General features: G+C 43.4%; 16 protein-coding genes. 7 read left to right on the top strand and 9 right to left on the bottom strand.

The genetic code is table 11. The annotated features are described in order from the left end of the window. Positions 1–15: 15 nt before the first annotated feature. Entirely contained in the window at positions 16–1,497 is a 1,482-nt protein-coding gene (locus tag NLP_RS05395; protein ID WP_104905482.1) for a GTP-binding protein, read from the bottom strand. A gap of 228 nt (positions 1,498–1,725) precedes the next feature. On the opposite strand from NLP_RS05395, the gene tpiA reads away from it, so the two are divergent. Both tpiA and folP read left to right on the top strand, forming a co-directional pair. Next, positions 1,726–2,457, top strand: coding sequence for a triose-phosphate isomerase (gene tpiA / locus NLP_RS05390; RefSeq protein WP_104909784.1), 732 nt, complete (start codon positions 1,726–1,728; stop codon positions 2,455–2,457). Positions 2,458–2,509: 52 nt separating this feature from the next. Beyond that, the gene (gene folP / locus NLP_RS05385) at positions 2,510–3,370 is read left to right on the top strand and encodes a dihydropteroate synthase (RefSeq protein ID WP_104905481.1); all 861 of its coding nucleotides are present in this window, start codon (positions 2,510–2,512) and stop codon (positions 3,368–3,370) included. Here the strand turns inward: folP and NLP_RS05380 are convergent. Further along, a complete protein-coding gene (locus NLP_RS05380; RefSeq protein WP_104905480.1) occupies positions 3,367–4,209 on the bottom strand; it encodes an SPFH domain-containing protein in 843 nt (280 codons plus the stop codon). The two genes, folP and NLP_RS05380, sit on opposite strands and share 4 nt — an antisense overlap. A 371-nt stretch (positions 4,210–4,580) precedes the next feature. On the opposite strand from NLP_RS05380, the gene NLP_RS05375 reads away from it, so the two are divergent. Both NLP_RS05375 and rpsU read left to right on the top strand, forming a co-directional pair. Continuing rightward, positions 4,581–4,925 (top strand): hypothetical protein, encoded by a 345-nt coding sequence (locus tag NLP_RS05375; protein WP_104905479.1) that lies wholly within the window; start codon positions 4,581–4,583, stop codon positions 4,923–4,925. Between the two features lie 292 nt (positions 4,926–5,217). Next, the gene (rpsU, locus tag NLP_RS05370) at positions 5,218–5,397 is read left to right on the top strand and encodes a 30S ribosomal protein S21 (protein ID WP_104909783.1); all 180 of its coding nucleotides are present in this window, start codon (positions 5,218–5,220) and stop codon (positions 5,395–5,397) included. Between the two features lie 270 nt (positions 5,398–5,667). On the opposite strand, the gene pth is transcribed toward rpsU, so the two are convergent. Next, a complete protein-coding gene (gene pth / locus NLP_RS05365; RefSeq protein ID WP_104905478.1) occupies positions 5,668–6,309 on the bottom strand; it encodes an aminoacyl-tRNA hydrolase in 642 nt (213 codons plus the stop codon). Positions 6,310–6,339: 30 nt separating this feature from the next. Beyond that, positions 6,340–6,612 (bottom strand): TatA/E family twin arginine-targeting protein translocase, encoded by a 273-nt coding sequence (locus NLP_RS05360; protein ID WP_104905477.1) that lies wholly within the window; start codon positions 6,610–6,612, stop codon positions 6,340–6,342. Positions 6,613–6,724: 112 nt separating this feature from the next. Here NLP_RS05360 and NLP_RS05355 point away from each other — a divergent pair, with 112 nt between their 5' ends. Then, positions 6,725–7,303 carry a Uma2 family endonuclease gene (locus NLP_RS05355; protein ID WP_104905476.1) on the top strand — a complete coding sequence of 193 codons (579 nt, stop codon included), beginning with the start codon at positions 6,725–6,727 and terminating at the stop codon, positions 7,301–7,303. A gap of 1 nt (position 7,304) precedes the next feature. Here the strand turns inward: NLP_RS05355 and NLP_RS05350 are convergent, their stop codons facing one another. Beyond that, positions 7,305–7,499 (bottom strand): hypothetical protein, encoded by a 195-nt coding sequence (locus NLP_RS05350; RefSeq protein ID WP_442946644.1) that lies wholly within the window; start codon positions 7,497–7,499, stop codon positions 7,305–7,307. A 357-nt stretch (positions 7,500–7,856) separates the two neighbouring features. Between NLP_RS05350 and NLP_RS32845 the strand changes: the two genes are divergently transcribed. Next, positions 7,857–8,051, top strand: coding sequence for a hypothetical protein (locus NLP_RS32845; protein ID WP_158680297.1), 195 nt, complete (start codon positions 7,857–7,859; stop codon positions 8,049–8,051). Between the two features lie 33 nt (positions 8,052–8,084). Here the strand turns inward: NLP_RS32845 and psbH are convergent, their stop codons facing one another. After that, positions 8,085–8,288, bottom strand: coding sequence for a photosystem II reaction center phosphoprotein PsbH (gene psbH / locus NLP_RS05345; RefSeq protein ID WP_104905475.1), 204 nt, complete (start codon positions 8,286–8,288; stop codon positions 8,085–8,087). Positions 8,289–8,373: 85 nt separating this feature from the next. On the opposite strand from psbH, the gene psbN reads away from it, so the two are divergent. Then, a complete protein-coding gene (gene psbN / locus NLP_RS05340; RefSeq protein ID WP_104905474.1) occupies positions 8,374–8,505 on the top strand; it encodes a photosystem II reaction center protein PsbN in 132 nt (43 codons plus the stop codon). A gap of 231 nt (positions 8,506–8,736) precedes the next feature. On the opposite strand, the gene NLP_RS05335 is transcribed toward psbN, so the two are convergent. From NLP_RS05335 to gap, 3 genes are all read right to left on the bottom strand, one after another. Next, the gene (locus NLP_RS05335) at positions 8,737–9,741 is read right to left on the bottom strand and encodes a transaldolase (protein WP_104905473.1); all 1,005 of its coding nucleotides are present in this window, start codon (positions 9,739–9,741) and stop codon (positions 8,737–8,739) included. Positions 9,742–9,888: 147 nt separating this feature from the next. Next, the gene (gene pyk, locus NLP_RS05330) at positions 9,889–11,319 is read right to left on the bottom strand and encodes a pyruvate kinase (protein ID WP_104909782.1); all 1,431 of its coding nucleotides are present in this window, start codon (positions 11,317–11,319) and stop codon (positions 9,889–9,891) included. Positions 11,320–11,558: 239 nt separating this feature from the next. Beyond that, positions 11,559–12,602 carry a type I glyceraldehyde-3-phosphate dehydrogenase gene (gene gap / locus NLP_RS05325; RefSeq protein WP_104905472.1) on the bottom strand — a complete coding sequence of 348 codons (1,044 nt, stop codon included), beginning with the start codon at positions 12,600–12,602 and terminating at the stop codon, positions 11,559–11,561. Between the last annotated feature and the right edge of the window lie 243 nt (positions 12,603–12,845).

Raw genomic sequence — 12,845 nt, 5'->3', positions numbered from 1 at the left:
AACCTTATTTATGCATCACTTTTTGAGTTTTACTTTGTGAAGTAATTCATCTTTAATCCGATTAAGAATTGAAGTTTCATCCAAGTTTGCCAAAATCCGATTAATCACTGCTTTTGGCCCATCAGGCCCCCAAGTTGCGCCATTGGCTAAATAAACTTTGGTCACTTGTCCAATCCCGTAAGAAGAAACACCAGCTACTCCCCCTTGGGTGATTGCTACCGATATATAAGGGCCTAGCGCAATGCCACCCGTAGCTGTTGCAGAGATTCCAAGTAAAGTTTTTAGTCCACTCAAGCCTAAATTTGCTAATAATTCACTAGCACCGATGCCGCCCATACTCAGTGCGATTTTTTGTAGCAATTGTACAGCTCCGGCTTCGGTCATCGAGAAGCCATAGAGTTTAGATAAACCCAAAATCAGAGCAATATCAATTACCACACTACTGAGAATATCTACCACAGTTACAGGATTAAGTGCGATCGCTAATGCCTTAGTCATCACAGCCTTCCAAATCAACTGATTGGCATTCTGTTCCCGAATCATCAGTTTTCGTTCTATCAATTGCTCATTTACAATGTCGGCATAAAGCATGGTATTTAGGGCAACCAAGGCTTTACCCTCACGATGCAGAATCTCTAATATTTTCAGCTTCAGTTCCTCAACCTGGGCATTACCTGTACGTAACTGTATGCCCCTAGTACCATCAGGGCGACGAATCGCCGTCTTCACCAATGGCGATGCCGCAGCCATAACAATTTCTAAAGGTGTAAGTAATTCCCGTACCCTTTCATCCCGAATTTTATGATAAATTGCCATCCGGTCTGCTTCTGGATACTGATCTACTTTATTAAACACCAGAATGATCGGTTTACCTGCTTCCCGCAACTGAGAAAGGGCGCCATATTCCAGCTTTGTCATATCACCAGATATCACAAACAGAATCAAATCCGCTTGTTTGGCAATCTGTTCAGCTAAGGCGGCGCGGGTTGCACCATCTACTTCATCTAACCCAGGAGTATCAATTAATTCCACCTGGGATTGACCTACACCAGGAAGAGTAACACGCAAAGCCCGTTCAGTTTCCCCAATCGTCTCCTCGCTAATACTCCAATTAACTGTTTGTGCGGTACGGGTGACACCGTGCAGCGGCCCAGTTTCAAATACCGTTTGCCCAACCAAAGAATTGAGTAGCGAAGACTTACCACGTCCCACCATGCCAAAAGTCGCAATCTGCACTACCATGCGGTCTAACTTTCCCAGCATGGTTTCCAAATCAGCAATTTCCTTCTCTAACCCAGTTTTTTCCTGGGGAGTGAGGTCGAGATTGGCTACCAAGTTTCGTAGCGCCGTTTGTGCTTGTTTATAGTTCAGTTCTGTTTGAATGTCTTCAAAACTGAAAATGGCACTATCCAGTTCTTCCTCCCAGCTGAGAGAATTTGCGTCAGTGTTAGCGGAATCGCTTTGATGAGGTTCAGGCACGGGCAATGTGGAAGTCATATCAATTTGAGATTTGAAATTTGGGATTTTTAAATTAGCCCTGTCTCTTATCCTAGTTATTTTTAACAGAGGTTTGGGTCTTGGGACTGGTGACTGGGCTTTTCTTCAATCTCTAATACCTAATGACTAATGACCAATGACCAATGACTAATGACTAATGGCTAACAAAAAGTCATAAACTGAAAAATGCATCTAATATAACGCGTTAGGATCTTGACTAAATTACCTGTGCGGAAAATTGTTATTGCCGGCAACTGGAAAATGTTCAAAACCCAGGCAGAGACCCAGGAGTTTTTACAAGGATTTCTGCCCCACTTAGAGGAAACCCCCCAAGGGCGAGAAGTGATATTGTGTCCTCCTTTCACTGATTTAAGTGTTTTGTCCAAGACTTTGCACGGTAGCCTCATCCATCTGGGGGCACAAAATATCCATTGGGAAGAATATGGAGCCTATACGGGTGAGATTTCTGGCCCAATGCTGACAGAAAGTGGTGTGCGCTTTGTGATTGTCGGTCATAGCGAACGACGGCAATACTTTGCAGAAACGGACGCCACTGTTAATCTGCGCCTCCGAACTGCTCAAAGGTTTGGTTTGACTCCAATTCTCTGTGTTGGCGAAACTAAACAACAACGAGATGCGGGAGAAGCTGAATCTCTGATTGCTCTCCAACTCGACAAAGGCTTGGTAGATATCGATCAAGATAATTTGGTGATTGCCTACGAACCGATTTGGGCGATTGGCACTGGTGACACTTGTGAAGTAGAGGAAGCTAATCGAATAATTGGCTTAATTCGCAGCCAGTTGACTAATCCGAATGTATCAATTCAATATGGCGGTTCAGTCAAGCCGAATAATATTGATGAGATTATGGCTCAACCAGAAATTGATGGTGTCCTCGTGGGAGGAGCAAGTCTAGAACCTGAGAGTTTCGCTCGGATTGTGAATTTTCAGTCAGTGTGATGTGCTTTTTTCTCGTTCCCATGCAGAGCATGGGAATGCCTAATGTAGATTTATGCCAAGGAACTTGATAATTCGAGGACGCTATTTCGATTGGGGACAGCGGACTTATTTGATGGGCATTTTAAATGTAACGCCTGATAGCTTTAGTGATGGGGGTGAGTTTAACACTTCCTCTGCCGCTTTAGTACAGGCGCAAGCACTGGTGGCTGCTGGTGCTGACATCATCGATGTGGGCGGTCAATCAACTCGACCAGGGGCAAAGCAAATAACTCTAGCGGAGGAACTTGACCGGGTACTATCGGTATTACACGTGCTAAGACCAGAGATTTCAGTCCCGATTTCTGTAGATACAACCCGTGCTGCTGTAGCCCAGGCATCTGTAGCAGCTGGAGCAGATATTATTAATGATATTTCTGGCGGCACTTTTGACTCAGAAATGTTGCCAATAGTCGCAGAGTTAAGTGTGCCGATGATTTTAATGCACATTCGGGGAACACCACAGACAATGCAACAACAGACTGATTATCAAGATTTGCTCGGTGAGATTTCTAGTTTTTTGGCTCGGCAAATTCAGGCAGCAACTACCGCAGGCATTAACCTGGATAAAATTATTATCGATCCTGGTATTGGTTTTGCTAAAAACTATGAGCAAAATTTAGAAATTTTTCGCGGCTTGCGATCGCTCGCACCACTCAACTGTCCTATCTTGGTAGGAGCATCTCGTAAAAATTTCATTGGTCGCATTTTAAACCAACCAGATCCCAAAGCAAGAGTTTGGGGAACGGCAGCAGCTTGTTGTGCTGCTATTTTTAATGGCGCTGATATCCTCCGAGTTCATGATGTTCAAGAAATGCGTGATGTTTCACTAGTAGCTGATGCCCTATTGAGACAAGCTATACAGCATGACTCTTAAGGATTACCGTTTTCGAATTTTTTGCCGTTACCTTCTTGATTTCCTGACTCGGCTATCAACTCCTGAAACATTTCACTTGAGTTAGCTGGGTCTACAAAGACAATTTTGGCATTACTGCTCTCACCAAGTTTTTGGCTGGCATCTACGTAATCTTGAGCTACAAGATACCGCAGAATGTCCCTACTGTCAGGATTGGAACGTAGAGCTTGAGAAATGATTTGCACTGAAGCCATAGTTCCTTCTGCTTTTTTTATAGCAGCTTCCTTTTCCCCTTCTGCTTCGGTAATCAGTGCCCGTTTTTTGATGACGGCGGCTTGTTCCTCTTCCCTAGACTTTCGGACACTCTCAGGTAGAGTAATTTTCTGAATATCTAACCGGAGTATATCAACTCCCCAATCTGCCGTTACACTATTCAACTGGTCTAAGATCGCTGAGTCCATCTCTGCTCTGGAAACGTTGGTCTGCTCTAGGGTATTCTGAGCAATGATTTCTCGCAGCGTGGTTGTGGTTATCTGTGTCAATGCTCCTTGCAGATCCTCAATCGCGTAAAAGCTTCTCTCAATATCTCTAATGCGCCAATACACAATAGCGTCCACTTCCACGTAAATATTATCATAGGTGATCACATTCTGAGGTTTGATGTCTAAAATTTGCTCTCGTGTAGTATCTTCCATCACAATCTGATCTACCAAGGGAACAATAAAGTTCAGCCCAGGCTTAAGTTTCCGATGATACCGCCCCAAGCGTTCGACTAGGGCTTCATTTCCTTGATTAATCAGTTTTGCAGAACCTAAGGCATAACCTATAAGGGCTAAAACTATAGCAATAATTGGCTCCATGTATGCTCCTATTCAGCTTTGGGGAGATTTTAGTGTCAAAGATATGCTACTAGCTTGTCATATCTTTGAGTTTAATGTTTTGAGTCTGTAATTTTATCAACACCAGCAGCGATGTCGAGTCGCTGCAAGTTTTGTACATATTTTGTAGGTTTTTGCAGAATGCGATCGCTATTAAAGCACCTTGATAAAACGCTGGCAAGGACTAATTGATGTAATCAACATTACTTGTACTGGCATTTTCTAATAGCCTAGATTTTTATTAAATATATTTACGTAAAAAATTAAAGAGTAGGTAAATTTTTATACAATTTTAAAAACCCCACTATAATCGGATAAAAATTGGCTTCAGCCATTAAAAATATCAAAATATTATGGGCAGGTTGTTAATCAAACTTATAGGTTTAATTCTACTTTTCACAGGATTATACTTTTTTGGTCAAAACATCATATTTGTTAGCGGTTACTATTCATATTTTTACCGTAGCTTACCTGCTACAGCTTCAGTTTTGGCAACGATGATAGGTATATTTGCATTAGTCTTTTTTCAAAGAGAAACTGGTAACTTGGGATGGATTTTTCTCGGCATTGGCATAGTACTAGTTTTCTTAAGCGGTGGAGTTATTTTAAAGCCAACTAGCTTATGGAATTTTATAATTGCTTTTACAGCATTAGCAACTGGATATAAATTACTAAATGAGGGCAGAATCAACTTTTAAAATCTGTTTTCATCATGTATCTTAGTAACTAAGATTACATTATTCCCCAGTTTCAAGTACAGCTAGAAAAATTTAGCATTATAATTTCCCCATCTTCTCTATTGCTTCTGAGAGTGCATTAGGGCACTTAGATTAACTTTTAGTTAAGTGCTGGTTTCACGATACAGAAGCACACATAACCCGCCTCAACCAGACGAATAGCCTCTTAATCATGACTTTAGCTCAGAGGGGTTTTACTAAGGTTGAGAGTAATATTAGAATGGAAACTATTGATGATGAGGAAAAGGGAAGAATGACCCAGGTGGTTCTAGGAGAGAACGAAGGAATAGACTCAGCTTTGCGTCGGTTTAAACACCAGGTTTCCAAAGCTGGGATATTAGCTGATGTGAAATATCATCGACACTTTGAAACACCGATAGAAAAACGCAAACGTAAGGCAGTAGCAGCTAGACGCACAAGACGTTTTAAATAAACCTATTTGGTGTGATATTGGCGTTGCTTGAGGTTATGACCGAAAACAGGCAATAGCGCTCGCGCCATTATTCATACAAACATTAAGCAAAGTCTGCCGCACTGCTAATTAGGGTGTAAATGAGTTGCTTTTCCTATACTTAGAGCGCGTTAGAGGCTTTATCTTGGTTAGATGGAGCAAGCTAAAATCGCTGCCCATCAACCAAAATAAGCGCCTTTAAACATCGGTTAGCTTTCTTTAATAAGCTGATAGGACAGTATTCATCCAGCCCTAAGACTCAGAATTATTAATGGTGCGGCTATTACAAACATTCATCGCCTTTTCTACTCCCTGTTTGAGGCTTAGTTCAATACACTCAACCACGAACTGAAGTACAAGAGACATCTGCTGATTTTCGGCAGCGGAAAATCGCCCCAGTACATGGGAGATAGCACCGGAATCATCGTTATTAGCTGCATCTTTGGGTTTACCAATACCGATTCGCAAACGGGGAAAGTTTTGGCTACTAAGATGTGCGATCGCACTTTTCATGCCGTTATGTCCCCCAGCTGAACCAGATAAACGCAAACGAGTTTTTCCCAAGGGCAAATCCATATCGTCATAAATCACCAACACTGACTCAGGCGGCAATTTATACCAACTTGTCACCGCTTGTATTGCTTGTCCTGAGCGATTCATATAAGTTAACGGCTTTAGCAAGCGAATCTTACCTCCACCTGGGGCGATACCCTCGCCATACTCACCCTGAAATTTGCGGTTTTCTGCTAAGGGAATGCGCCAAGAATCGGAGAGACTTTCTACAGCAGCAAAGCCGATATTATGGCGTGTTTGGTCGTACTTAGCTTCTGGATTCCCTAACCCGACAATTAGCTGGGGAATCACCAAAGCTGGTTGCGTAACAGCTTCTGTCATTTTGCCTACAGTCAATTGATATGCAGCATCCTAGCTAGCTTGGGAAGAACTAGCGGTATCCTGCTCAGATTTAGCAGGGTGGATTTGCTTAGGTTCCAATTCAGCAGTAGTCTTGACAGTTTCTTCTAACTGTTCCGCTTCTTTTTGAAACTCGTTTTGAAACTCCTTGGAAGCTTCTTGGAAACTACGAATTGTTTTGCCCACACTCCGACCAATTTCTGGCAGCTTCTTTGGGCCAAAGATTAACAGCGCTACTACCATAATTACAGCCATTTCCGGCAGACCGATACCAAATATATTCATTTTTGTCTCCGATAAACTCTAAAACCACTACATAGACTCACATATTATTATGTAGTCTACTCAATAATCGCCTATCATAGAAAGCGATCGCCCCACAAGCGAGTTATGCCTTATGTCTCTGACAATCAAAGACTTAGAACAATTACAATCACAGAATCCTGATTGGCGGATGGAGCTAGTAGAGGGAAACATCATTGTTATGGGTCCATCCGATTATCAGTCAGACGAAATTGGTTCTCGTCTGCTGACGTTTTTGAATATATGGGTCATGCCTCGCAAACTGGGACGTGTTACTGGTTCTAGTGCTGGCTTTATCTTGCCCAGCATTGAAACAGATGAAACTGGAGGCGACCCGGAAAAAAGAAATCTACGCGCTCCAGATGTTTCATTTGTTCGAGCAGAAGGACTCAAGAAGACTCAACGTGACTTTGTGCAGTTAGTACCCGATCTCATGGTTGAGGTCAAATCGAAAAGCGATCGCCTCAAACCACTCCAAGAAAAGATTAAACTATTCCTAGAACTTGGATCTACAGTGGGTATTCTCATTGACCCTGATAAACTTTTAGTAACAGTTTATCGCTCTAACCTTGAACCAGTAGTTTTAAAAGATAACGACAAACTGACAATACCAGAATTACTTCCAGGTTGGGAATTAACAATAAAAGAACTGTGGCCACCTGAGTTTGAGTAAACTAAGTACTTAATGACATCAAATTGAAGTCGAGCAGCATTCGTGTTTTATAGCGCAAAATATCTAGTTGAGTATTCTGAGATTCTAATTGAATAAGTTCATCTTTAGCATATTTGGCTTGAATTAATCCCTCTAATAAATCGTACAGTTGATTGATTATCCTGTCGCCTAAAGTAAACTTATGAATTTTCGGCAATTTTTCAACAATTAAAACGTACTACTTAATACAAGCCAGTAAATTTGCGATAGTAGTTTAGCTTAAGCAAATCTAAACTCTTTAACAATAGGACTGACGCATCAAATACGAAATGTAGGGGCAATTCATGAATTGCCTTACAGGAAATCAAAGCTTTCACGTCATTTTGCGTAAGTCCTGAACCAAATACTTGCTGTGTTCTGGACAAAAAAGGACAAGGGGACAAACAGACGACCTCAATCATCATTACTGGAGAAGGTATATCTAAAGAGATTGTAACCTGTCGTTTTGCGATCGCTTCTACCCCGCTTGTGTCACTCTGGGGAGAAAAAAATAAATGTAGGTTGGGTTGAACGAATGCGAACAGCGTCCCGTAGGGAAGTGAAACCCAACATTCTCAAGAGTTTGTTGGGTTTCGTTCCTCAAACGCCACTTGCTTCAAGTCGGGAAACCCGCCCAACGCAGTGGCTCCCCAACTTACACCTGCTGAGTTATTGTTCAGTAGCAAATTACAACTCACAAAAAAACCCGGAAGAACCGGGCGTAACTTAACTTGTTATCCAAACTCGCTCGCTGTGATATGCGTTACCGTCCTAAACTCCGCCAATCGACAAATACATCCTGAACCAACAGTGATTTATTGTAAAGTTGCAGAATAATCAGCAGAAACACGAAAAATAGCGCTATAAAAACAGCCATTACAGGGGTAGTACCCCAACCTGGAGCCACTTTCCCATACTCAGAGTTCAGTGGTTTCAGGATATCTCCCAACCTAGTCCTTTGTGCCATAGTTCACCTAAGATTACTTGCCAAAGCTTTTTTTAATCTTCTGTAATATTCTATAAGAATAGCACTCATCATCTATCTCTCAATTATGGAACCCGCAATAGTTCTTAGCATTTCTATGGCTGCCGTGGTGATTGCCATCACTGGAGTTTCTATTTATACCTCCTTTGGTCCTCCTAGCAAGGAATTGAACGATCCGTTCGATGACCACGAAGATTAAAAGAGTCATATCATGTCCGCAGTGTAAATTTTTGGTGCAATGTCTACGACGGGCTACGCCTACGTAGACAAAGCATTGCTGTTACTTGTCGGGGTTTCCTCCATGAGCAACTGGCGTGTGGGGTGAAATGACTATGGCAATCATAACTAATTACCCAGACATGATATTTGAAGTGCGTTACGGCTCAAGCCGTAACGCACACTACTTTGGATGTTTTTTAATTGCAAGTCCCTAATGGGTTGCCACTACCTCTCCTTCCAGGCGAACGAGTCGGTCTGCCAAAAGTTTCTCAAGGTCTTCTAGTGCCTTGGTGAAACCTTTAATACCTTCGTCTAGTTTGTCAGTTGCCATGCGGTCAGCAGCGTGCATCTTGTCATAGCTGGCTTTGTCAATGGATATCTTTTCGATTTCCAAGTTTGCTACCTTTGCAGGGTCGAGTTTGCGTGGCAGTTCTCCAATGGTTGCCTGTAATTCACCCAAAAGTGACGGGGAAATTGTCAATAAATCACTACCAGCAAGTTCAGTAATTTCACCAAGGTTACGGAAACTAGCTCCCATAACTTCGGTTTTATAGCCAAATTTCTTGTAGTAGTTGTAGATTTTGGTGACAGACAAAACTCCTGGATCTTCATCTGCTGGGTAGCTATCCCGTCCAGTATCTTTTTTGTGCCAGTCGAGAATCCGACCGACGAAGGGAGAAATTAGGGTAACACCAGCATCTGCACAGGCGATCGCTTGGTGAAGACCAAACAACAAGGTAAGGTTACAGTGAATACCTTCTTTTTGCAGGATTTCTGCTGCCCGAATGCCTTCCCAGGTGCTGGCAATTTTAATTAAAACGCGATCGCGGCCAATCCCGGCAGCTTTATACTGGGCAATTAATTCCCGTGCCTTAGTCAGGGTAGCTTCAGTATCGTAGGACAAGCGAGCATCCACTTCCGTAGACACGCGACCGGGAATAATTTGTAAAATCTTTAATCCAAAGGCAACTGCTAGACGGTCAAAAGCTAGAGAAACTATCTCTGTTTCGGTAGCTTTAGCTCCAGCATCTTTCTTTGCCTGGAGTAAAGTTTGATCGACAACTTCCTGATATTCTGGCATCTGCGCCGCAGCAGTAATCAGAGAAGGATTGGTGGTGGCATCTTGAGGTTTGAACTTTTCAATTGCCTGGATATCCCCCGTATCCGCAACCACGACAGTCATTTTCCGCAATTGTTCCAGTAAACTCTTGGACATAAAATACTCCGTGATGAATGTTACAGGATTTACTTAATTCCCCAGCTGTTTAAACTCTTGACTATTCCTTCAATTCTGATTCTGGCAATTTTTCGGAATCATTGCCCAATGCTTACTATTCACAGCCACAGCCCTATTCTAGGTGGGTTATGCTGAAATTGGCTGTCCAATGGAATGCACTTTGATTAAACTAGTTGTTCCTGATTTACCAATTGGAACACCAGAGGTAATTACCACTTTATCGCCCTTATTCGCTAGACCCATGTCTACAACTGTGTTTACCACATTGGTAAACATCTCCTCAGCATTGTGGACTGGTGGGATGAGCAAAGCCTCCACACCCCAAGAAAGTGCTAGCTGGCGATAAGCGGTGATGTCGGAGGTTAGGGCAATAATCGGAGAAGTAGGCCGATATTTAGACACCATTCTCGCCGTACTTCCTGATGAAGTGTTACAAAGAATTGCCCGTGAGCCTGTTTCATAGGCGATGCGACAGACGGATTCTGCCACAGATTCGGTAACGCTAAGACTGCCCGCTTCATGACACCAAGCATGTTTGCTACCCTCATCTAGAGCTTGTTCTGTCCGCACGGCGATGTTGTGCATCATCTGGACGGCGGCGATGGGATATTGTCCGACAGCTGTTTCACCAGAAAGCATTACCGCGTCTGTTCCATCCAAGATAGAGTTAGCAACATCGGTTGCTTCAGCGCGGGTGGGATCGGGGGCGCTAATCATCGACTCTAGCATTTGGGTAGCTGTAATCACCGGCTTGCCAGCACGATTGCAACGGCGAATAATATCTTTTTGAATTAGGGGTACTTCATGAATTGGCACTTCCACCCCTAAATCGCCACGGGCAATCATAATCGCGTCGGCAACTTTCAGAATGGAGTCAAAGTTTTCTACTGCCTCTGCTCTTTCAATTTTGGCAATTAAGCGAATCGAAGCGCCAGCGGCTTCAATCATGCGCTTGGCGGGTTCTAAGTCTTGTGGCGATCGCACGAAGGACACCGCTACCCAGTCTACACCCAACTGAATCCCAAAACGCAAATCCAGCAAGTCTTTTTCGGTGATCGAACTTACAGGTAAAGGAGTTTGGGGCAGGTTTACTCCCTTGTGCGTAGAAATTAAGCCGCCATTTTTCACTTGGGCCCGAATGCGATCGGCATCGCGATCGGTAACTATCAATTTGACGCGACCATCATTAATCAAAATCGGTTCACCTGGTCGCACCATTGCGAACAAAGTCGGCAATGGTAGGGGGAGTTCGTCGATACTCTCACCCTTTTCTTGCAAAACAAAGGTAACTTCAGTACCAGCTTCTAAATTTAAGCCTTCCGGTGGTAAAGTTCCCAAGCGAATTTTGGGGCCACATAGGTCTTGCATAATTGCGATCGGCTTTTGCTGCTCAGTACTAATCTGCCTGAGATAGTGAGCCGTTTGGGCGTGGAATTCATAAGCTCCGTGGGAGAAATTCAGCCGTGCCACGTTCATTCCAGCTTCTACTAAGGCTTGCAGCCTTTCAAGTGCAGATGTAGCCGGCCCAACAGTACAAATGATTTTGGTTCGACGCATAGGGATTGGGGGTTGAGGAGTAACTTGCAAATTTGGATGCTTTGAGCGATCGCCCAAAACATCCAAATTCACACGTGCTTCATATCACTGGTTTGCTAAATAAAAATACTAGATTACCTTTTGTTTTCGGAGTATTTACCATTTGACCCAAATCCCAAAAGTCAAGAGTAGAGACGCGATTAATCGCGTCTGTACAAAAGTCATGAGTCAGCAGTCAAAAGCTAATGACTAATGACTAATCAAACCACAGCCGCTGTCGGGGCAAGTTTTTCCTTTTGTGACATAGACAACATCAGGTCAATCACACGATTTGAGTAGCCCCACTCGTTGTCATACCAAGCAATTACCTTGAAGAAGTTGGAATTCAACTCAATCCCAGCACCTGCGTCGAAGATGCTGGAATGAGTATCACCTTGAAAATCTGTGGAAACTACTTCTTCTTCTGTGTAGCCTAGAATACCCGTTAGTGAACCTGCGGCAGCCTCCTTCATGGCGGCACAGATTTCCTGATAACTGGTGGCTTTGGCTGTTTTGAAAGTTAAATCAACTACAGAGACATCGGGAGTTGGAACTCGTAATGCCATCCCAGTTAACCTGCCCTTCAATTCTGGTAAAACCAGTGCTACGGCTTTCGCTGCGCCTGTCGAGGAGGGAATAATATTTTGGGATGCACCTCGACCACCCCGCCAGTCTTTCTTGCTGGGGCCGTCTACAGTTGGCTGAGTGGCAGTCATGGCATGGACTGTGGTCATTAACCCTTCAGTCACCCCAAAATTATCATTAATCACCTTAGCTATGGGAGCTAGACAGTTTGTAGTGCAGCTAGCATTGGAGACAATGATATCCTTGCCAGGGTCAAATAGGTGATGATTGACACCCATTAACAGGGTAGTAACTCTATCTGGATCTTTGGTGGGAGCAGAAATTACCACTCGCTTTGCACCTGCTTTCAGGTGGTTTGCAGCTCCTTCGTAGTCAGTGAAGAGTCCGGTAGCTTCCACGACATAATCTGCACCTAATTTTCCCCAAGGTAATTCTGCTGGATTCCTCACTGACACACAAGGAATGAAATGTCCGTCAATCAGGATGCCGTCTTCCTTGGCTTCAACCTTGTGCTTTAATTGACCGTGGGTTGAATCGTACTTTAATAGATAAGCGAGGTTATCTGGTGGTACTAGGTCGTTAATGCCCACAAACTCAATGTTGGGATTATCGATGCCAGCGCGAAGTACAAGTCGCCCGATTCGACCGAAGCCATTGATACCAACTTTCAATTTAGTCAAGATTAAACCTCCCGTTGTGGAAGTTGAACAAAAGGAGAAAGTTAAAAGTCAAAATAGATTGCCTTTTACTCTTTACTCTCTGATCCTGACAGTCTCAGTCAGCTAAGGCATATTTACTTGGCTTCTTTTAAGGATTGGGGTATTGGGCATTGAAAAGAGTCAGAGGGGCGGGGGTAGAGGGGAAAATTCTTTTCCCTTGCTCCCTGCCCCCTGCCTTATCCAAACTATAATTATTTACGCCGA

Source organism: Nostoc sp. 'Lobaria pulmonaria (5183) cyanobiont', from assembly GCF_002949795.1.
In the GTDB taxonomy this organism is placed as follows: Bacteria; Cyanobacteriota; Cyanobacteriia; order Cyanobacteriales; family Nostocaceae; genus Nostoc.
Note: the sequence above shows the minus strand (reverse complement) of the source record. Positions and strands in the feature narration are given on the sequence as shown.